Raw genomic sequence first — 17,916 nt, forward strand, 5'->3', positions numbered from 1 at the left:
CGTCACACCGCCGGCCGCGGGCAGGCCGCACGGTTGAATTATCCTCTTCTCAAGGCTGCGATGTTGGCTACTCTGGTCTGGCGTACTCTGCCGTCGGATCCTATCCGCGTATCGTGAGGCCCGGCGCAAGCAACAAGAAAAATCCAGAGGGGGAAGCAACATGCGAAGAGGCACCATCGGGGCAACCGCGGTGGCGGCAATTGTCGCGGCGCTGACGGGCGGCGCACTTGCTCAGACAACCGAGACCTATCCGGATCGCCCAATCAAGGTGGTCGTTCCGGCTGCGGCCGGCGGCGTCACCGATACGCCTGCGCGCGTCGTGACCAATCGTATGCGCGACAATCTGGGACAGACATTGGTCGTCGAGAACCAGGGTGGCGCCGGTGGAATTCTGGCGTCCGAAAACGTCAAGCGCGCGTCACCGGACGGCTACACGCTGCTTTACGTCAACGCAGCCACCCACGGCTTGTTGCCGGCGTTGAAGAGATCGCTTTCCTACGACGCGATAAAGGACTTCGTGCCCATCGTGATGGCGGTGCGGGCGCCGCTGGCGATCGTGGTCCGCAGCGAATCCCCGTACAAGACGCTGGCCGACCTGGTGCGGGGCGCCGGCGGAGAGTCAAAATCTCTGAACTACGGCTCCCCCGGCCCCGGCAACACATCCCATCTGATCGGCCTCATGCTCGCGCAGGCCAGCAAGACGCCCATGCAGGCCGTGCATTATCGCGGTGAGGCTCCGATGATTCAGGATCTCATTTCCGGCCAGGTCGATTTCGCCGCGTCGAATATCATCCGCACCCATGTCGAGGCCGGCACGCTGCGCGTTCTGGCGACGACCGGCGACAAGCGGTGGTTTGCATTTCCGGACGCGCCGACGCTCAAGGAATTGGGCTACACTGCGGAGTATTACGCATGGTCGGGCTTCGTCGCCCCGGCCGGAACGCTCCAGGCGGTCGTCGACCGCATCAACAGGTCAGCGAATATCGCGCTCGCGGAGCCGGAAGTGATCAAGGCCCTGACGGCGAACGGCTTCGAAATCGTCGGCGGAAAGCCTGAAATATTTGCGAAAGCCATGAGCGCCTATATCAACGATGTCAGCGAGATTGGCCGCAAGAACAACCTCGAAATCGACTAGCCGCAGCGTCAGGCGGACGCTTCCGTCGGCACCTTGCCAGTTCCGGCTGGACGCCCGGCCGCATGCTCATCCCCGCGCCTCTCCCGCGGCGCGTTGACCAGGCTCACCAGCGTGTAGCTGATGATCAGCAGCAGGAACCAGGAGCCGAACTTGTCGAAGGAGACCATCGACCAGCCGTGCCGCTGCGACGGATAGAGCCAGGTTTTTGTAAATGTGCCGATGTTTTCCGAGAACCAGATGAAGATGGATACCAGCACGAGCCCGAGCAGCAGGGGCATCGAGCGATGGCCGTGCCAGACCCTGAAATAGACGCGGGTGCGGAAGAACAGCCAGCCGGCAAGAGCGAACAGCAGCCAGCGCAGGTCCGGCATGAAGCGGTGGCTGAAGAAATTGACGTAGATCGCGACGCTGAGCACGGCCAGGCCGAGGCGCCGCGGGTGAGCGGAAAACTCGAAATCGAACAGCCGCCACGCACGGCAGAGATAGCTGCCGATGCATGCATACATGAAGCCGGAGAACAGCGGCACGCCACCGATCCGGAAGAAATTCGGCTCCGGGTAGATCCAGGAGCCGGCCTGTGTCTTGAAGATCTCCATCACGGTGCCGACGAAATGATAGATCAGGATCACCTTTGCTTCGTCCGGTGTCTCCAGTTTCCCTGCGAGCAGCGCGACCTGAACCGTGATCATGCAGAGAAACAGAAAGTCGTAACGCGGAAGCCACGCGGTCGCCGGATAGAACCACCAGGTGGCGATCATCAGGAAAACAGCGATCCCGCCGAACAGGCAGGCCCAGCCCTGCTTCACGCCGAAGCGAAAAAATTCGTAAAGCGCCGATGTCCAGCGGCCCCTCGCCATGAAACGGCCGAGCCGATATTCGCCCCGCGATGAAGGGGCGCAGCGGCGGCCAGATGGCGGCGGCGCTTGGCTGGATTTTCGAGGTGTCGGGCTTGCGGTCCGGGGGGCGATGCATGCCATCGACGATGGCGGCGGAACGCGGTGCAAAATTGGCAAATATTTGCAGATTCCGCTTAGTCCATGCGCTGTTCTTGCGCACCGCTATTTTGCTTTGACAACGTCGCCCTGATCGAAGAAAAGCCGCCCATGGCCAAGAAACCCGGGACCAATCCCAAAGGCGAATTTGCCTTTTTCAACGTCGTCTATGAAGACGACTCGCAGCGCTCCAACCGGCGCGTGCCTTCCGAGCTGCTCGGCGGGCTCGACGGCGACGAGCCGGCGCGCGGATACATCATGGAGCAGGACCGCGAGATCGCCGGGAAATCCGGCCGCACGCCGCTGGCGATCAAGAGCATCAGTAGGGTTGGCGCGAAGAAGAAATAAGACGCCGTGGTCTAAAGCCTGATGAAGCAAGCTTGAATCAATGTGATCCGTCACCCTGAGGTGGCCGTGCGCAGCGCGGCCCTCGAAGGGCGACGGCCACGGGCCGCTCATCCTTCGAGGCTCGCTTCGCTCGCACCTTCGGAATAAGCGCAAGTGCGCTTATTCCTGAGATGACGGAGATAGTGCGAGCGCATGCATCGACCTAAAATCAAGTGCTTTAGGCCATTCGAGAGCAACGGTGGCCCTCACCAACGCCCCTTCCGCTTATTCCAGGCAAACAGCAGGTCGGCAAACCGGTCATAGACAAACCGCGTGACCGGCAGCGTCAGGCGATTGCCGAACAGCGAGGCCAGCCATCGCTCGCCCGGCGTTGTCCGCCATGTCGCGATCGCAACGTCGGCGCCGACGATCAGGCGGCCGGTCTCATCCGTCGCGTGCAGGCGCCGGCGCACGTCGTCGAGCGACGCTCCGTATGATGCAAGCGCGTCGGGTTCTTCGTTGATGTCCTTGAAGGAGATGTGGCCCGCGCGAACGGCGGCCACCAGCTTGTTGCGTTGCCAGTCGATGCCGGCATCGCAAACGGGGCAGCGCGTGTTGTACCAGACAACAAGGCGCTGCCCCGTCATGATCGATCAGTTATCCAGGAACGACCGGAGCTTCCGCGACCGCGACGGATGCTTCAGCTTGCGCAGCGCCTTCGCCTCGATCTGGCGAATACGTTCGCGGGTCACCGAGAATTGCTGGCCGACTTCTTCCAGCGTGTGATCGGTGTTCATGCCGATGCCGAAGCGCATGCGGAGCACGCGTTCTTCGCGGGGGGTCAATGATGCCAGAACCCGCGTGGTGGTTTCGCGCAGGTTGGACTGGATCGCCGCATCGATCGGCAGCACCACGTTCGGGTCCTGGATGAAATCGCCGAGGTGCGAGTCTTCCTCGTCGCCGACAGGCGTCTCCAGCGAGAGCGGCTCTTTGGCGATCTTGAGGACTTTGCGCACCTTTTCCAGCGGCATGCCGAGCTTTTCGGCGAGCTCTTCAGGCGTGGGTTCGCGGCCGATCTCGTTGAGCATCTGGCGCGAGGTGCGCACGATCTTGTTGATCGTTTCGATCATGTGCACGGGGATGCGGATGGTGCGCGCCTGGTCCGCGATCGAGCGGGTGATCGCCTGCCGGATCCACCACGTGGCGTAGGTCGAGAACTTGTAGCCGCGGCGGTATTCGAATTTATCGACCGCCTTCATCAACCCGATGTTGCCTTCCTGGATCAGGTCGAGGAACTGCAGGCCGCGGTTGGTGTACTTCTTGGCGATCGAAATCACGAGGCGGAGGTTGGCCTCGACCATTTCCTTCTTGGCCTGGCGCGCCTCGCGCTCGCCCTTCTGCACGCCGTGCACGATCTTGCGGAATTCGCCGATCTCAAGACCAGTGAGCGCCGCCAGCGACTGGATCTCGTGGCGCAATTCCTTGATGCGGTCCTTTTCGTGATGGACGAAATTCTTCCAACCTTTGGCCGAAAGTTTTGACACGCGGTTGAGCCAGCGCGGATCGAGCTCCGATCCCTGGTAGTTGCGCAGGAAGTCTTCGCGCGCGACGCCGTGGCTGTCGCCGAGGCGCAGCAGGCGGCCTTCGAACGAGACGAGCTTCTTGTTGATGTCGTAGAGCTGCTCGACGAGCGAATCGATACGCGCCTGGTTCAGGCGCAGCGACTTCACCTCGACGATGATCTCGTCCTTCAGCTTCTTGTACTTGCGCTCCTGCGAGGGCGACAGCGACTCGCTCTGCAGCTGGTTGGCGATATCCTGCTCCTGAAGACGGCGCAGCTTCTTGTATTCGGAGGCGATCTTGTCGAAGGTTTCGACTACCTTCGGCTTCAGCTCGGCCTCGATAGCGGCGAGCGACATCTGGTTTTCGAACTCGTCGTCGTCCATGTCGCCTTCGGCGGCGGCCTCGGCCGGATCCTTTTCCTCGGTGTCGCCACCGGGCGCAGACGCGGGCGCGGCGCGGAACGGCGTCGCAGACGGCGGCGCGGCAGGTGGGGCGACGTGCGCAGGCGCGGCCGCGCCATTGGTTTCACCAGCGGGAGCTGCGTCAGCACCGGGGCCAGCGATCATCGCCGGGTTCATGTTGTTCTTGGCGTCGGGGCCAGCGTAGGTAGCTTCGAGATCGATGATGTCGCGGAGGAAGATCTTTCCTTCGTTGAGTTCATCGCGCCAGATGATGATGGCCTGGAAGGTCAGCGGGCTTTCGCACAGGCCCGCGATCATCGCCTCGCGGCCGGCCTCGATGCGTTTTGCAATCGCGATTTCGCCTTCGCGCGACAGCAATTCCACCGTGCCCATCTCGCGCAGATACATGCGGACGGGATCGTCGGTGCGCTCGCCGGGCTCGGACTTCTTGACCTCGGTGACGGCCTTCTGCGTGACCTCGACAAGCTCGTTGTCGGTGTCGTCGTCGGCCTCTTCCTTTTCCTCGTCGGCGTCGGCCTCTTCGGCTTCCGACACGTTGATGCCCATGTCAGAGAGCATCGACATGATGTCCTCGATCTGTTCGGGCGAGGTGGTGTCGGAGGGCAGCACTTCGTTGAGCTGATCGAAGGTCACGAAGCCGCGCTTCTTGGCCTGCTTGATCATCTTCTTGACCGCGGCATCCGTGAGGTCGAGCAACGGCGACGGCGCGTCGGCCGAATCCTTTTCAGGGGCGTCCGCTGCCTTGTCGTCTTTTTCCTTGTCTTTAACCTGCAGCGTCTTTGCCTTGGTGGCCATTCATCAAGCTCCCGAAACGCGCTCGTGCGAGATGGCGTTGCGCGCCACCCGCCTCTGAATTACTGATGTCGTCGGCAGGATGTCTTTTGTTTGAAAAAGCCAACCCGCTAGATCCTTGCTCTTAGCGCGTGATCGTTTCGGAAAACCGGTATCCACTTTTCCGGATCACGCCCGTGCCCCTGAGTATTCCGCATGCTCACGACGCGGAAGGGGCGGCGCAGACGTCGCCACCCCTTTAACCCGCCATCGCCGGTGTTATGCCAATAGCCCTTCGGCGCCGTTAAAGTAACCCTCGGACCATTAAGCTTCGCTTAACCCTGTTTTTGCCGCCAAACCATGGATTTGGCGAGTCTTTTTGCGGGCACGGCCGCCGCCATCCGCATCATTTTTTTATCTCACACGCTCTTCCGGAACCGGCCCGAAAGCTCGCCAAAACCCTCGATCAGGGCGTCCGTACCATCGACCGACTCCAGCCGGGCGCTGACGTCCCTCAGCCATGCCATATTGGCCTCACTGGGCTCCTCGCCCAATGCCAGCTCGGCATCCTTCTTCTCCCTAAGTAGGGCGTGCGTTTTCTGATGCAAGACAACGAGTTGCTGCCAGGTGGCCAAAACATCCTCCCGCGCCGCGCCGGGCTTGGTGCCCCACACGGCCGAGGTTGTGATCGCCCGCTCAACCCTTTGAAGAACCTCGTTTAATCCGCGCGCATCGAGATCGGCCCGCATTTTCTCGGCCTGCTCCTCGACGTCAGGGGAATGGTGATGGTCGTTGGCGAAGGCCGCGATAATGCCGGCGCGGAGCTTGTTGGCCTCGGGATGGGCCAGTTCCAGGGCGGCCACTTCCTCCAGATGGTCGTGCAACAGCCAGGGGTGGTTAATCAGGGATTGCAGGATCAGCGCCTCGCGGCGGGACATCGCGCTGCGCTGGCCACGCATGATCGGGCTGGTCGCGAGCTGCGGGCTGGCCGCCTGGTAGGGGCCGGGCGAGATCGCGGGGGCTGCTCCCGCCCCCGGGCCGCGCCCGCCCCGGGGGGCGAATCGGCCGGCCGGGCCCGATCCACGCGGGGCAAACGCGCGGGGTGATTCGCTCCGCCCGGTCCGGAAATTACCCCGGCCGTAGCCGCCGCCACCTTGCGGCGCAAAGGCGCGGTGCAGGCGATCGGCGAGATCGTCGCGATAATGGCGGCGCACCACCTCATCGCGAATTCCCTTGCTGAGTTCGCCAATCCGCGCCTCCAGCGCGGCGCGCCGCTCGGGCGTGGCAAAGCTGCCGCCCTCGATCTCGCGCGACCAGAGCATGTCAACCAGCGGCCGCGCGGCTGAAATCACTTCCTCGATCGCAACGCGTCCGCCGGAGCGCGCGAGATCGTCGGGGTCCTGTCCCTCGGGCAGCAATGCAAAGCGCAGGCTCTTTCCCGGCAGGAGCGCAGGCAGCGCCAGATCGGCGGCGCGATAGGCCGCCTTCTGGCCGGCGCGGTCGCCGTCGAAACAGAGAATTGGCTCGTCCGCCATCTTCCAGAGCAGCGCGAGCTGGTTTTCGGTGAGCGCCGTGCCGAGCGGCGCGACGGCGCCGCCAAAGCCCGCGGTGACCATGGCGATGACGTCGACATAGCCTTCGACCACGATCAACGGCGAGCCGTTATGCGTCGCCTGCCGCGCGGTCGAAAGGTTGTAGAGATTGTCGCCCTTGTGAAACAGCGGCGTTTCCGGCGAGTTCAGGTATTTTGCGGGAACGTCCTTTTCCAGCGCGCGGCCGCCAAAGGCGATGACGCGGCCTCTTGCATCCGTGATCGGAAACATCACGCGATCCCTGAACCGATCGAAGGGCACGGGCTTGTCCTCGCCCGCCACGAGCAGCCCGGCTTCCACCATGTCCTCGGTCGAAATGCCCTGCGCGCCGAGATGCTCCTTCAGCGCAAAACGATCCGGCGGCGCATAGCCCAGGCGAAACTGCAGCTGCGTCGCCGGCGAAATGCCACGGTCGCCGAGATAGCCGCGCGCCTTGGCGCCATTGCGCGAGGCGAGCGTATCGGCGAAGAATTTTGCCGCGAGCTCCATCACGTCATGGAGCGTCTTGCGGCGCTGCTCGTGCCGCGCGGCATCGGGAGTAGCCGCCGGCAGCGCCATGCCGGCCATCGCAGCGAGGCGCTCGACGGCTTCCGCGAAGCCGACGCCCTCGGTCTCCATCAGGAACGAGATGATGTCGCCGTGCTTGCCGGAGGAGAAGTCGTGGTAAAAGCCCTTCTGGTCGTTGACCGTGAACGAGGGCGACTTCTCCTGCTGGAATGGCGACAGCCCCTTAAACTCCCGTCCTGCCTTCTTCAGCTTGACGCGGCGGCCCACGACTTCCGAAACCGGAAGCCGGGCGCGCAGCTCTTCGAGGAATTGGGGCGTGAAGCGCATGGATGAATTGGGCCTGAGTCGCGAGGCGAACCGATCATGGATATAGGGACTGGCCGTTAAAATACGACGGTTGTTGGGATTCTCGCCGTTATTCACAGGCTCCGTCATTCCCCGGTGCGCAATTGCGCACCTGAGGGCGATGCGTAGCAGCGAACCCGGAATGACAGCAGGAGCCTTGAATCGTGCCCGGTTCCGCGCTTCCATCTCCCCATGTTCACGGTGTTCAGGGGCGGACAGAGCGGGGCGTGGCGGGTGACGCGGTTGGCGCCGGTGAAGGGCGCGTCGCTGGCGCGGACGCCGGCGCTGTCGTCGGTCTACTCCGCCTCGATCGCGCTGCCGATCCTGCCCTCGCTCACCTCGTGGCGGCTGGCCGGCGTCGCCAGCCATGTCCGCTACACCGAGCGCGCCGAGAAGAATCAGCTGATCGAAGCGCAGGCGCCGCTCGGCCGCCCCGATGCGACCTGCGCGGCGCTGATCCCGATCAAGAAATCGGCGGCCTGGTGGGAGCTGACGCAGGAAGAGCGGCGGCAGATCTTTGAGGACAGGTCGAACCACATCGCGGGCAGCCTGAAATATCTGCCCGCGATCGCCCGCCAGCTCTATCACTGCCGCGACCTCGGCGAGCCCTTCGACTTCCTGACCTGGTTCGAGTTCGTGCCCGCGCATGCGGACGCGTTCGAGGAGTTGGTGGCGATGCTGCGCGCGACGGAGGAATGGAATTATGTCGAGCGCGAGGTGGATATCCGCGTCGAGCGTGAGCGGCTGGACGCGGGGTAGAGCTTTTGTTTTGACGCGTTTCTTGACGCGAACCGGTATCCACTTCGCTTGAAAGCGCGTTAGTTCTCCAGAAACTTGCCCGAGGCGATCTGCGGCAGGCCGGTGACCGGCCAGTTGTAGACATAGGTCCACGCCTCGCCGGCCGCGCCGTCCGCGTGCGTCACGGACAGCATGCGGCGGAGATATTCGGTCGGCGCCGGAAAACCTTCGCCGCAGGCCTCGTACATGTCGAACTCGCCGAGCAAGGCGTCGCGATCGCGCAGGCGGTACAATTCCCCGAACACGACCTCCGCAGGATCGTCCGAGAGCACGAGCCCCGGATAATGCTTGATGAGATAGAGCCGGCCGCGGCAGGTGGCGGTCCCGAGAAAATCAGAGCTGCGCGACAATAGCTGCGCCATCGGATGGTCGAAGCCGCGCATCAACGTGCCGTAGACGAAGAGACGATCTGAAATCATGGCTTTCTATGTCATTGCGAGCGAAGCGAAGCAATCCATAGCGCGGCAGGCAGCGGCATGGATTGCTTCCGCCTTCGCTCTTTGAGCTACGGCGGACAAGTCGTCGCTGACGCTCCCTTGCGCAAACGCTTCGCGTTTGTCGCAGGCAATGACGGGGTTAGGCCGGCACCACCTCGTCGCTGATCACCAAAAACTTCACCAGATCCATCCGGCCAAAGCTCGTGGTCAGCGCGACGTCGGCGGCGTCGCGGCCGGTGCCCATCAGGATGCGGCCGGCCCTGGGGACGTTGTGGCGCGCGTCAAAAGTGTACCACTGGCCGGAGAGATAGACCTGGAACCAACCCGAAAAATCCATCGGCGCGGGATCGCGAGGAATGCCGATGTCGCCGAGATAGCCGGTGCAGTAGCGCGCCGGGATATTCATGCAGCGGCAGAAGGTCAGCGCCAGATGGGCAAAGTCGCGGCAGACGCCGGCGCGCTGCGCGTAGACGTCATGCGCCGACTTCATGTGGTGGGCGTGCTCATAGCCGAAGGTGACGTGGTTGTGTACGAAGTCGACGATCGCTTGCACCCGCGCCCATCCCTGCGGCGTGTTGGAGAACAGCGACCAGGCGATATCGGTGAGCTTGTCGGTCTCGCAGTAGCGGCTCGGCATCAGATATTGCAGGACGTCATCGGGCAGTTGATCGATCGGCAATTGCTGCGCGGTCGGCACCACTGCATCCGGCAGCCCGGAATCGCGCACCAGCGCATCGCCCCGCAGCGTCACGCCGCCGGCGGGCGCGACGAGGCGGCCGCAGACATTGCCAAAGCCGTCGCGGTAGAAGCCGATTGGCACGTCGGGCCCGGCTGTGATCTGCTCGGTGCCGACGATGTCGGCAAAGCGCGACGGATGGATCGAGAGCATGATCACCATCGGCGTCGGCTGGGCGGCCGCATAGGAAATCTCGAAGCCGACCTTGATCTCCATGATCAGACTTCCTCCGCCAGCGGCGCTTCGCGCGGCTCGTCGCCGACCGAAACTACCCTGATGTGAACCTCCATCCCCGCGAAGGCGTCAGGCGAACCCAGATAGGCGCCGTACAGCGGGATGGCCTGGCGCGGATCGCGCGCCACCGCGACGCGGATCAGATCGCGGGTGCCGATGATGCCGTTGGTCGGATCGAACTCGATCCAGCCGGCGCTCGGCAAATAGACCTGCACCCAGGCATGCGTCGAGCCGCCGCCGACATAGCCATGCGCGCGGTCGCCGGGAATGAAGAGATAGCCGGACACGAAACGCGCGGCGATGCCGAGACGGCGCAGCGCCTCTATCATGAACAGCGCATAGTCGCGGCAGGTGCCGGAGCCGGTCTGCAGCGTGTCGAGCGGATGCTGAGTGCCCTGCTCGTGGCGCTTGCGATAGCGGAACGCCTCGCGGATGCCATGGGTCATGCCGCTCAGGATATTGAAGGTCGGCGTCGGTCCCTCGGCGTCGAGAAATTTTCGTGCCCAGGCCGACAGCTCGCCATTTGGGTCACCGTATTGCGGCGTCACGAATTGCTGCAAGTCGGGAAATTCTTCGTCGTCGTAGAGGAACGGATAGAAATAGGCGGGATCATCCGGAGTGAGCGCAAACTCTTCCTCCGGATTGTGCTCCACCGTCACCTTCGAGGTGAATGACAACGTGTCGGCGCGCTCGTCGAAGGTTGCGATCGCAACAGAGTTGCCGAACACATCGTGAATCCAGCGCAGCCGCATCGGCTGCGGCTCGATATCGAGGCTGCTGGACAGCACCCGCAGATCATGGCCGTCGCGCGGACGCAGCATGATGCGGTGTTCGCCGAACGCCACAGGGCGGTCGTAGCAATAAACAGTCTTGTGGTTGATGGTCAGGAGCGGCATCGTCACACAATCATCGATTCTGGTACGACTAATCTAGGCCGAATCCTGCTCAATTGTAGATCGGGGTGCCGCTTCGGTAGGCACTCCTCTAAGGAAAACGCTTTGGACGACGCCGCCGACACAACCCTACTCCTTAAGCCCGAAGATGTTCCTCCGGTCCGCGAATACAATGCGGCGGGGCGCTCGCCGTTTCTGCTCACTTGTGACCATTACGGCAGGCTGATCCCGCGCATTCTCGGCGATCTCGGCCTGCCCGAGGGCGAACTGGTGCGGCACATCGCCTGGGACATCGGCATTGCCGGCGTCGCGGAAGCACTCTCAAAACATCTCGACGCCCATCTGATCGTGCAGCGCTACTCGCGGCTCGTCATCGACTGCAACCGCCCGCCCCATGTCGCAAGCTCGATTCCGCGCATCAGCGAGGCCACGACGATATCAGGTAACGAGGGCATTTCGCGCGAGGTCGCCGCACTGCGGCGCGCGGAGATCTTCGATCCCTATCACCGGCGGATCGACGAAATCATCGACCAGCGCGGCAGCGCGGGCATGCCGACGGTACTGGTGTCGCTGCATAGCTTTACGCCCGTCTATGCCGGCATCGCGCGGCCCTGGCATATCGGCACGCTCTATCACCGCGACACGCATCTGCCGCCGCTCTTGCTGAAACTGCTGCGCGCCGAGGGCGATCTCGTGGTCGGCGACAATGAGCCCTATGCGGTCAGCGACGAGACCGACTACACGATTCCCGTCCACGGCGAGGCGCGCGGGCTGATGAACACTGGAATAGAAATCCGTCAGGATTTGATCAGCGATGTGGCCGGAGAGAAGGCGTGGGCGGAGCGGCTGGCGCGGATTCTGGGTGAGATTGAAACCATGCTGCGCGCGCAGCAATTGCTCTCCGCCTAGCCGTGCACCGCGGCATAATACGCGACGCCCCAGATAAACGTGACGGACGCCCAGAGTATCCAGATGTGGCTAGCGCGAGGCTCCAGCACGGCTTCCGACGGATTAAGCGGATTGACGTAGACTTTGACTTTGGCGCCGGTGGGATATTTTCGGGCGAAGCGCTCCACCAGCCCCCTCGACGTCGACGAGACCTTGCCGCCAAGGTTGGCGTGCTGGCTGACACAATCGATGCCGTTGAAGCGATACGCGAAGGAAACCTTGGACTGGAACGTGAGCTGGCTGCGTTCGGCGGGCTCCGACGGCGCGGACATGAATTGTTCGAGACCCGATGACTTGATGGTGCCGGGCACGACCGGCCATTTCCTCGCCAGCGAAGCCTGGCGGTGCAGTGCCAGCCCGAACAGTGCAATCATAAATCCGAACGCGCTCATGGCGACGACAAACGGCGACACTTTGGAGTTCGTGAGATGTTTCGATGCGAATTCGGTGATCTGATGCAGGCCGATCGCCGAGCCGAACACGATCGCCAGCACGATTGCCGTGCCGATGCCGAGACAGCCCCACATACCCTTCGGCAGGTCGCGCTCCAGCACCGCCTGGTCCGGATACCGCGGATTGTAATAGACGGTGACGACGGTGCCGACCGGATATTTCGCGATGGTTTCGGCGACCTCGAAATTTCCGCGATCTTCGCCGATGCTGACACGGTTGTTGCGCAGCTTGCGGCCCGCGACGGAATATTCGTAGACGATGTCGGCGAAGTTGCGCTCCTCGAAGCGATGCCCCTCTGCCCGGTCGCTGTCGATCACCTTGACCTTGCGTACCTCGGTCTTCGAAACCACCACCTTGCCAGCGGTGGACGGCCATTCGCGCGCGGCGCGCACCTGCAGGGTCTTGTAGACGCCGGCACCAAGGAGCAGCCCGAGCGGGGCCAGCAGCATCAGATAAACGAACCACGGCAGGTCGGGCAGCACGGCTTGTCCCCCAGAGACGGCTTGCGATTAGACGCGATGCCGCCGCTGCGGGTTCAAACGCGCATACGGATTTACTTTGCCCGCGTCAGCGCCAGCCAGATGCCGCCGCCGATCATGAAGCCGCCGGAGACGCGCGACAGCAGCCGCGTGCGCTGCTTCGAGAAGAACAGCCGCGCCCGGCCGGCCAACAGCGCGTAGACCGCATCGGTCGAGGCGGCGATCACCATGAAGGTGATCCCGAGCAGCGCCACCTGCGGCAAGTGGGGTTTCTCCATGTCCATGAATTGCGGAATGAACGCGCCGAAGAACACCAGCACTTTCGGGTTCGAGAGCAACACCAGAAAGCCCTGCAGGAAGAACCCGCCGCGCGGCGGCGGTGGCGGCTCGTCGGAATTGACGCCTTCGACCGGCGAACGGATCAGCTTGATGCCGAGCCAGACCAGGTAGGCCGCGCCCGCAAAGCGCACCCAGTCGAACCAGTAGCCCATGGTCGCCATCAGCGAGGTGAGGCCGACCGCGACGATGCCGATCACGATGGCGAGGCCGGTCTGCGCACCGGCGCAATTGATCAGCGCCGCGCGGGTGCCGTGCCGCAGGCCGTTGGCAATCAGAAGCGTCACCACCGGACCCGGCAACAGCGCCAGCGCGATGCAGGCGGCGACAAAGGCGAGATAGGCTTGAAGGGACATGGGGAACTCCGGCGGGACAGCGATTTGATCATTATGCATGTGATGGGATGAGGATGGAAGCAGCGCGTGCTCGTTCGCCGACTGCTTCTGCTCCTTCCCCCGCTTGCGGGGTCGAGACGAGCGAAGCTCGCTCTTAGAAGGTCGGGATGAGGGGCTCTCTCCGCGAGTACTCAAGCCTATTGATAGACCTGTACCCCCTCACCCGGATTGCTTCGCAATCCGACCTCTCCCCGCAAGCGGGGCGAGGTTAGAGAAAAGCTACCGTCCTTCCATCGCAGCCATCGCCCAGCGCGTCATTTCGCTACGCGCCAGGAAGTCGAGCGCCGCGCGCCGCACTTCGGGCGCTCCACCCCTCCCATGCGCGACCGCAACGAGCAGATCGCAGCGACGCGAGACCGCTACTCCGACGGCGCTGTGACGCAAGCCGTCGGACATATTGAGATCATAGGCCCGGATGCGCCCGGGCATATCGGCGATCCGGATGACATCGCCCGGCGCAAGCGGCGCAAAACGCTCGCTCATCAGGTCGAGATCGGCGACGCGATCGACCTCATCATCGTCGGCGACGCCACGGTCGCAATTGCAGAAACCCATTTTCGGTCGAACATAGACTTCGACCTCGCTGCCGCACGCAGCCGCGCCGCAGCGAAAAGCCTTGCCCGCGGGCCAGCCGTCGCGGGGAAACGGCCAGGCGATCTCGTGCCACTCGCCATTGCGTTCGTCCTGCCGCGGCGCCACATGCTGGTAGGCCGCAGCGCCTGACAACGCACTGAGCACCACGACAGCTGACGCAATGAGCGGCCAGCGAGGCATCGCTCGCGTCCTTTAGCGAAGGCCGGCGACGGCGCGCGCCGGGCCGGTCAGTTCGAGAATGTGCAGGCCGGTATTGGCGCGGTCGACGATGTAGACATAGCCGCGCTCATCGGTTTCGACATTGTTGGTCTGGATCGCGACCTTGCAGCGATCCTTCTCGTCGACCTTGACGCAGCGCTTGTCTGTCGCCGCCGTGATCGCCGGAATGAAATAGCCGACCTCCGTGGGATGATAGGGATCGCGAATGTCGAGCGCGCGCACGCCCGCATTGAAGAAGGCGATGAACGCCATCTTCTTGTAGAACATCGGCGCCATGCTCTCGTTGGAGGAATGCGACCCGAACCGCCCTCCCCGCTCGCAGAACGACCCGCTCGCCTCCGGCACCGTGTAACTGGAGATCATCATCGGGCGATTTTCCACCGTGACGTCGGCAAACCACACCATCTGCCGCGGTTCGCTGCATTCGTTCAGGATCGCCTCATCGACGATCATGACGATGTCGCGGTTCTTGCCATCCTTGTCCCTGGCAAATTCCGCGATCGGCATGCCCAGCATCGGGAACGTCGTATGCGCGCCGTTCATTGCCGACATCGGCATCCGCGAAATTTCGGGCAGCCTCAGATTATCGGGCGTCGGCTCCTTCGGGCCATTGAGCAGCTTCTCGCGATCGACGATCTGCAGGAAGCCGCCCTTGTTGGTGCCGTAGCCGAAATAGACCCGGTTGCCGGAAGGGCCCGTCGAGATCGGCCCGTGCAGTTCGGTCGGCACCGCGCCGGTCGAGCCGGGCTCCTGGCCGGGAAGGCCGAAATCGCGAATCTTCTGTGGATGCGCGGGATCGGAGAGATCATAGATTTGCGTCATGCGGCGCGTGCGCCAGTCCGGCGCACCCGAGACCAGGAAGGCGATGCCGGTGTCGCATTCCCACCAGTTCTTGTGCGTGTCCTTTAATCCGGCAATCCGCGTGATCAACACGGGATTGGCAGGATCGGCGACGTTCCAGATCTCATGCGCCTCGCCACCAAAAGTCCGCAGCATGTAGACCGCGTTGCGATCGCCCTTCGGCAGCGCCTTGCCGTCACAGATCCGCACCATCTGCGCGCCGCCCGATTCATACTTGCCTTCCTGGCCCGGAAGGTGGCGCAAATATTTCGGCTGCGAGGGATCGGTGACATCGACGATCGATGTGCCGTTTGGCTCCGCCTTGCCGGTCTGCGGATTGACCGGCGCCGGAATATCGTCGCTGCCGCCGTGATGGCCGATATAGGCGATCCAGCGGTCGCCCTGATGATGGATGGTCGGCTGATAGCCGCTGCGCGCCTGCAGGTCGTTGGTTCCAACCAGCTTCATGTTGAGGGCTTCGGGCGGCGCGCCGATCACTTGTTGCTGCGCACAAGCGATGCGTGAGCCTGCGAGAAAAAAGATCGAAAACAAGGCTGCGAGTTTAAGGCGACCGCTCATGTTCCACCCCACTGTTCAAGGCCAATCTGCGTTGGCTGAGCGCACGATAACACAAGCCGCGGGCTGTGCCCAAACCAAGCTCTTGACATGCAACCTTTTGGTTGCCTATTATCCGCACCATGGATGAAGTGTTCAAAGCGCTTGCCGATGCGTCGCGGCGCTCGCTGCTGGACAGGCTTCACGCCCAAAACGGACAGACGCTGAACGAACTCTGCGACGGCCTCGCCATGACGCGGCAGGCGGTCACAAAACACCTTGGGATTCTCGAAGCGGCCAACCTCGTCACCACGCTCAGGCATGGCCGCGAGAAGCTGCACTACATCAATCCCGTTCCGATCCATCAGATCGGCGAACGCTGGATCAAGAAATTCGAGCGCGGGAAACTTACAGCGCTCAGCGAGTTGAAACGGCAATTGGAGAAGCGTGATGAGTAAGCCGGAATTCGTCTATGTGACGTATATCGAGACCACGCCTGAGAAATTGTGGGAGGCGCTGACCGACAGCGAGTTCTCAAAACTCTACTGGTTTGGCACCGAAGTGAAGTCGGACTGGAAGGTCGGTTCGCCCTTTGCGCTGGTTACCGACGGCAAGACCACCGATACCGGCCAGATCCTCGAAGCCGATCGCCCACGGCGCCTCTCCTATACGTTCAAGCATGAGCTGTACGAGGCCATGCGCGAGCCCGCGACGAAAGTGGCCTTCACGATCGAGCCCTATGGCAATCTCGTGAAGCTGACGGTGACCCATGAAGGCTTCGTCGAGGGCAGCAAGCTGGTCGGCGCCATCTCAACGGGATGGCCGGCGATCCTGTCCGGCCTGAAGAGCATGCTTGAAACCGGAAAGCCGCTTGCGATCCCACGGGCCGCGCTCGGCAAAGAAGAACTCGCCCGGTCATGAAGATCTATCGAAGGACCAGCCCCAACATGAAGATCGACCAGTTCAAACCTGCGATCGTCTACACCATCTACATCGCTGCCACGCCCGAGAAGGTGTGGCAGGCGCTGACGACGGCCGAGTTCAGCCGGGCGTATTTTTCCGGCTTTGCGATCGAGGCCGACCTGAAAGTCGGCGGCGCCTTCATCGCCCGCGCGCCTGACGGCTCGGTGCATATCGGCGGCGAGGTGATCGAATGTGATCCGCCGAAGCGCCTCACCGTCACCTGGAACGTCAACTGGCCGGCGCTGGTGGAAAAGCTCGGCCCGACGCTCGTCACCTACGAGATCGAGCCCGCGGGCGACGTGGTCAGGCTGACGATGCTGCAATCGCACGACCGCGACATCAGCGACGACATCCTGTCCGGCGGCCGTGCCGGCTGGCCCGCGATCCTGTCCAGCCTGAAGAGCCTGCTGGAGACCGGCCAGGCACTGGCGATCAAGATGGCGCCGCCGGAGCGGATGCTGGCCGCGCTGAAGGAAATGGGCATCGGGACGCCGTAGGCAGGCGGTTGGCCTCGCTTCTCCCCGTCATCACCAGCGTGCTAATTCCAGTGCACGGCGTGGGTGCTATTGACGACGATTCGTGGTAATCTTGCAGCTATGGCGAAACAGAAGAATGTTGCAAAAGGTGGCAAGTCTGGCCGGTTCGTGCTCGGAGGCGATCGTTTTGCCAAGATCAGCGAAGTCGAGGGTATCAAGCTCACGCCGGCAATGAAAAAACGCGCCAGCGATGCGCGAAGCAAAGGCCTCACGGCAGAAGAATATCGTCGCGCGGTTATTCGCAGCCATCGCAAGGGCTGACCGACCGCATGTATGATGCGATCGAAGATCCCTACACCTACAAGAACTCTACGGTGCTGGTGAACAAGCTAGACCTGCAGGATCAGACCGATCTCGATGCGTTTGAGGTGGAAATTTCCAACGCCCGGGCGGAGGAGCCGCTACCGGACGGATCGATGGACTTTGAACACTATAAGGCTATCCATCACCATCTGTTTCAAGACGTCTATCACTGGGCGGGACAGGTTCGTACCGTCAGGATAGCGAAGGGCGGCAATCCATTCTGCTTTCCCGAAAACATCGAGGGCCAAGCCGTCAGGCTGTTCGATAACTTGCGATTAGCGGATTACCTTCGGAATCTCGATACACAAACGTTCGCAGACAAGGCCGCGCATTTCCTGGCAGAGCTAAATGCCATCCATGCCTTCCGCGAAGGAAACGGCCGGTCGCAACTCACCTTCTTCGCCCTGCTGGCCGACCATGCGGGCCATCCGCTCAAAATCGAGCAACTGAATCCTGACGAAATGCTGGCGGCGATGATCGCCAGTTTCGATGGCGACGAACATCGGCTGGCCGACGTAGTCCATGGCTTGATTGAGTGATTGT

At 62.5% G+C, this 17,916-nt stretch carries 20 protein-coding genes; 9 read left to right on the plus strand and 11 right to left on the minus strand.

Translation table 11 applies throughout. From position 1 onward, the window contains the following. Window positions 1-160 precede the first annotated feature (160 nt). Window positions 161-1,135 carry a Bug family tripartite tricarboxylate transporter substrate binding protein gene (locus V1283_RS30875; protein WP_334390403.1) on the plus strand — a complete coding sequence of 325 codons (975 nt, stop codon included), beginning with the start codon at window positions 161-163 and terminating at the stop codon, window positions 1,133-1,135. Between the two features lie 8 nt (window positions 1,136-1,143). On the opposite strand, the gene V1283_RS30880 is transcribed toward V1283_RS30875, so the two are convergent. Further along, a complete protein-coding gene (locus V1283_RS30880; RefSeq protein ID WP_334390405.1) occupies window positions 1,144-1,992 on the minus strand; it encodes a DUF817 domain-containing protein in 849 nt (282 codons plus the stop codon). Window positions 1,993-2,238: 246 nt separating this feature from the next. Here V1283_RS30880 and V1283_RS30885 point away from each other — a divergent pair, with 246 nt between their 5' ends. Further along, the gene (locus V1283_RS30885; protein WP_334390406.1) at window positions 2,239-2,475 is read left to right on the plus strand and encodes a hypothetical protein; all 237 of its coding nucleotides are present in this window, start codon (window positions 2,239-2,241) and stop codon (window positions 2,473-2,475) included. 245 nt (window positions 2,476-2,720) lie between these two features. Here V1283_RS30885 and V1283_RS30890 read toward each other — a convergent pair whose 3' ends face one another. From V1283_RS30890 to dnaG, 3 genes are all read right to left on the minus strand, one after another. Then, the gene (locus tag V1283_RS30890; RefSeq protein ID WP_334390407.1) at window positions 2,721-3,101 is read right to left on the minus strand and encodes a thiol-disulfide oxidoreductase DCC family protein; all 381 of its coding nucleotides are present in this window, start codon (window positions 3,099-3,101) and stop codon (window positions 2,721-2,723) included. A 6-nt stretch (window positions 3,102-3,107) separates the two neighbouring features. Beyond that, window positions 3,108-5,234 (minus strand): RNA polymerase sigma factor RpoD, encoded by a 2,127-nt coding sequence (gene rpoD, locus V1283_RS30895; protein WP_334390408.1) that lies wholly within the window; start codon window positions 5,232-5,234, stop codon window positions 3,108-3,110. A gap of 395 nt (window positions 5,235-5,629) precedes the next feature. Then, window positions 5,630-7,636: a DNA primase gene (gene dnaG, locus V1283_RS30900; RefSeq protein ID WP_334390409.1), complete on the minus strand. Its 2,007-nt coding sequence runs from the start codon at window positions 7,634-7,636 to the stop codon at window positions 5,630-5,632. Window positions 7,637-7,846: 210 nt separating this feature from the next. Between dnaG and V1283_RS30905 the strand changes: the two genes are divergently transcribed. Continuing rightward, window positions 7,847-8,413, plus strand: coding sequence for a chlorite dismutase family protein (locus V1283_RS30905; protein ID WP_334390410.1), 567 nt, complete (start codon window positions 7,847-7,849; stop codon window positions 8,411-8,413). A 59-nt stretch (window positions 8,414-8,472) separates the two neighbouring features. On the opposite strand, the gene V1283_RS30910 is transcribed toward V1283_RS30905, so the two are convergent. The 3 genes from V1283_RS30910 to V1283_RS30920 form a co-directional block, all read right to left on the minus strand. Continuing rightward, window positions 8,473-8,871 carry a gamma-glutamylcyclotransferase family protein gene (locus V1283_RS30910; protein WP_334390411.1) on the minus strand — a complete coding sequence of 133 codons (399 nt, stop codon included), beginning with the start codon at window positions 8,869-8,871 and terminating at the stop codon, window positions 8,473-8,475. Between the two features lie 157 nt (window positions 8,872-9,028). Beyond that, complete coding sequence (locus V1283_RS30915; RefSeq protein WP_334390412.1) at window positions 9,029-9,841, minus strand: transglutaminase-like domain-containing protein; 813 nt, start codon at window positions 9,839-9,841, stop codon at window positions 9,029-9,031. A gap of 2 nt (window positions 9,842-9,843) precedes the next feature. Then, on the minus strand, window positions 9,844-10,755 hold the full coding sequence (locus V1283_RS30920; protein WP_334393233.1) for a transglutaminase family protein: 912 nt from the start codon (window positions 10,753-10,755) through the stop codon (window positions 9,844-9,846). A gap of 102 nt (window positions 10,756-10,857) precedes the next feature. Between V1283_RS30920 and V1283_RS30925 the strand changes: the two genes are divergently transcribed. Then, entirely contained in the window at window positions 10,858-11,661 is an 804-nt protein-coding gene (locus V1283_RS30925) for an N-formylglutamate amidohydrolase (protein WP_334390413.1), read from the plus strand. Here the strand turns inward: V1283_RS30925 and V1283_RS30930 are convergent. The 4 genes from V1283_RS30930 to V1283_RS30945 form a co-directional block, all read right to left on the minus strand. After that, window positions 11,658-12,635, minus strand: coding sequence for a DUF3592 domain-containing protein (locus V1283_RS30930; protein WP_334390414.1), 978 nt, complete (start codon window positions 12,633-12,635; stop codon window positions 11,658-11,660). The genes V1283_RS30925 and V1283_RS30930 overlap by 4 nt on opposite strands. Window positions 12,636-12,706: 71 nt before the next feature. Continuing rightward, a complete protein-coding gene (locus V1283_RS30935; RefSeq protein WP_334390415.1) occupies window positions 12,707-13,324 on the minus strand; it encodes a LysE family translocator in 618 nt (205 codons plus the stop codon). A 258-nt stretch (window positions 13,325-13,582) separates the two neighbouring features. Continuing rightward, on the minus strand, window positions 13,583-14,137 hold the full coding sequence (locus tag V1283_RS30940) for a hypothetical protein (RefSeq protein ID WP_334390416.1): 555 nt from the start codon (window positions 14,135-14,137) through the stop codon (window positions 13,583-13,585). Between the two features lie 12 nt (window positions 14,138-14,149). Further along, window positions 14,150-15,595, minus strand: coding sequence for an LVIVD repeat-containing protein (locus V1283_RS30945; RefSeq protein ID WP_334390418.1), 1,446 nt, complete (start codon window positions 15,593-15,595; stop codon window positions 14,150-14,152). A 119-nt stretch (window positions 15,596-15,714) separates the two neighbouring features. Between V1283_RS30945 and V1283_RS30950 the strand changes: the two genes are divergently transcribed. The 5 genes from V1283_RS30950 (at window position 15,715) to V1283_RS30970 (ending at window position 17,912) form a co-directional block, all read left to right on the plus strand. Then, window positions 15,715-16,029: an ArsR/SmtB family transcription factor gene (locus V1283_RS30950; RefSeq protein WP_334393234.1), complete on the plus strand. Its 315-nt coding sequence runs from the start codon at window positions 15,715-15,717 to the stop codon at window positions 16,027-16,029. After that, entirely contained in the window at window positions 16,022-16,492 is a 471-nt protein-coding gene (locus V1283_RS30955) for an SRPBCC family protein (protein ID WP_334390419.1), read from the plus strand. The genes V1283_RS30950 and V1283_RS30955 overlap by 8 nt, the downstream gene beginning before the upstream one ends. A gap of 26 nt (window positions 16,493-16,518) precedes the next feature. Then, window positions 16,519-17,031, plus strand: coding sequence for an SRPBCC family protein (locus V1283_RS30960; RefSeq protein WP_334393235.1), 513 nt, complete (start codon window positions 16,519-16,521; stop codon window positions 17,029-17,031). A 69-nt stretch (window positions 17,032-17,100) separates the two neighbouring features. Next, window positions 17,101-17,331 carry a hypothetical protein gene (locus V1283_RS30965; RefSeq protein WP_334390420.1) on the plus strand — a complete coding sequence of 77 codons (231 nt, stop codon included), beginning with the start codon at window positions 17,101-17,103 and terminating at the stop codon, window positions 17,329-17,331. Window positions 17,332-17,339: 8 nt separating this feature from the next. Then, window positions 17,340-17,912 carry a Fic/DOC family protein gene (locus V1283_RS30970; RefSeq protein WP_334390421.1) on the plus strand — a complete coding sequence of 191 codons (573 nt, stop codon included), beginning with the start codon at window positions 17,340-17,342 and terminating at the stop codon, window positions 17,910-17,912. Window positions 17,913-17,916: the final 4 nt, after the last annotated feature.

The sequence above is a fragment of the Bradyrhizobium sp. AZCC 2262 genome, from assembly GCF_036924535.1.
GTDB lineage: Bacteria > Pseudomonadota > Alphaproteobacteria > Rhizobiales > Xanthobacteraceae > Bradyrhizobium.

Coding starts and splice junctions, on each gene's coding strand:
- V1283_RS30910 (WP_334390411.1), bottom strand. CDS start 8,871: ATGATTTCAGATCGTCTCTTCGTCTACGGCACGTTGATGCGCGGCTTC.
- V1283_RS30875 (WP_334390403.1), top strand. CDS start 161: ATGCGAAGAGGCACCATCGGGGCAACCGCGGTGGCGGCAATTGTCGCG.
- V1283_RS30960 (WP_334393235.1), top strand. CDS start 16,519: ATGAAGATCGACCAGTTCAAACCTGCGATCGTCTACACCATCTACATC.
- V1283_RS30935 (WP_334390415.1), bottom strand. CDS start 13,324: ATGTCCCTTCAAGCCTATCTCGCCTTTGTCGCCGCCTGCATCGCGCTG.
- V1283_RS30880 (WP_334390405.1), bottom strand. CDS start 1,992: ATGGCGAGGGGCCGCTGGACATCGGCGCTTTACGAATTTTTTCGCTTC.
- rpoD (WP_334390408.1), bottom strand. CDS start 5,234: ATGGCCACCAAGGCAAAGACGCTGCAGGTTAAAGACAAGGAAAAAGAC.
- V1283_RS30955 (WP_334390419.1), top strand. CDS start 16,022: ATGAGTAAGCCGGAATTCGTCTATGTGACGTATATCGAGACCACGCCT.
- V1283_RS30885 (WP_334390406.1), top strand. CDS start 2,239: ATGGCCAAGAAACCCGGGACCAATCCCAAAGGCGAATTTGCCTTTTTC.
- V1283_RS30905 (WP_334390410.1), top strand. CDS start 7,847: ATGTTCACGGTGTTCAGGGGCGGACAGAGCGGGGCGTGGCGGGTGACG.
- V1283_RS30890 (WP_334390407.1), bottom strand. CDS start 3,101: ATGACGGGGCAGCGCCTTGTTGTCTGGTACAACACGCGCTGCCCCGTT.
- dnaG (WP_334390409.1), bottom strand. CDS start 7,636: ATGCGCTTCACGCCCCAATTCCTCGAAGAGCTGCGCGCCCGGCTTCCG.
- V1283_RS30915 (WP_334390412.1), bottom strand. CDS start 9,841: ATGGAGATCAAGGTCGGCTTCGAGATTTCCTATGCGGCCGCCCAGCCG.
- V1283_RS30950 (WP_334393234.1), top strand. CDS start 15,715: ATGGATGAAGTGTTCAAAGCGCTTGCCGATGCGTCGCGGCGCTCGCTG.
- V1283_RS30920 (WP_334393233.1), bottom strand. CDS start 10,755: ATGCCGCTCCTGACCATCAACCACAAGACTGTTTATTGCTACGACCGC.
- V1283_RS30945 (WP_334390418.1), bottom strand. CDS start 15,595: ATGAGCGGTCGCCTTAAACTCGCAGCCTTGTTTTCGATCTTTTTTCTC.
- V1283_RS30940 (WP_334390416.1), bottom strand. CDS start 14,137: ATGCCTCGCTGGCCGCTCATTGCGTCAGCTGTCGTGGTGCTCAGTGCG.
- V1283_RS30970 (WP_334390421.1), top strand. CDS start 17,340: ATGTATGATGCGATCGAAGATCCCTACACCTACAAGAACTCTACGGTG.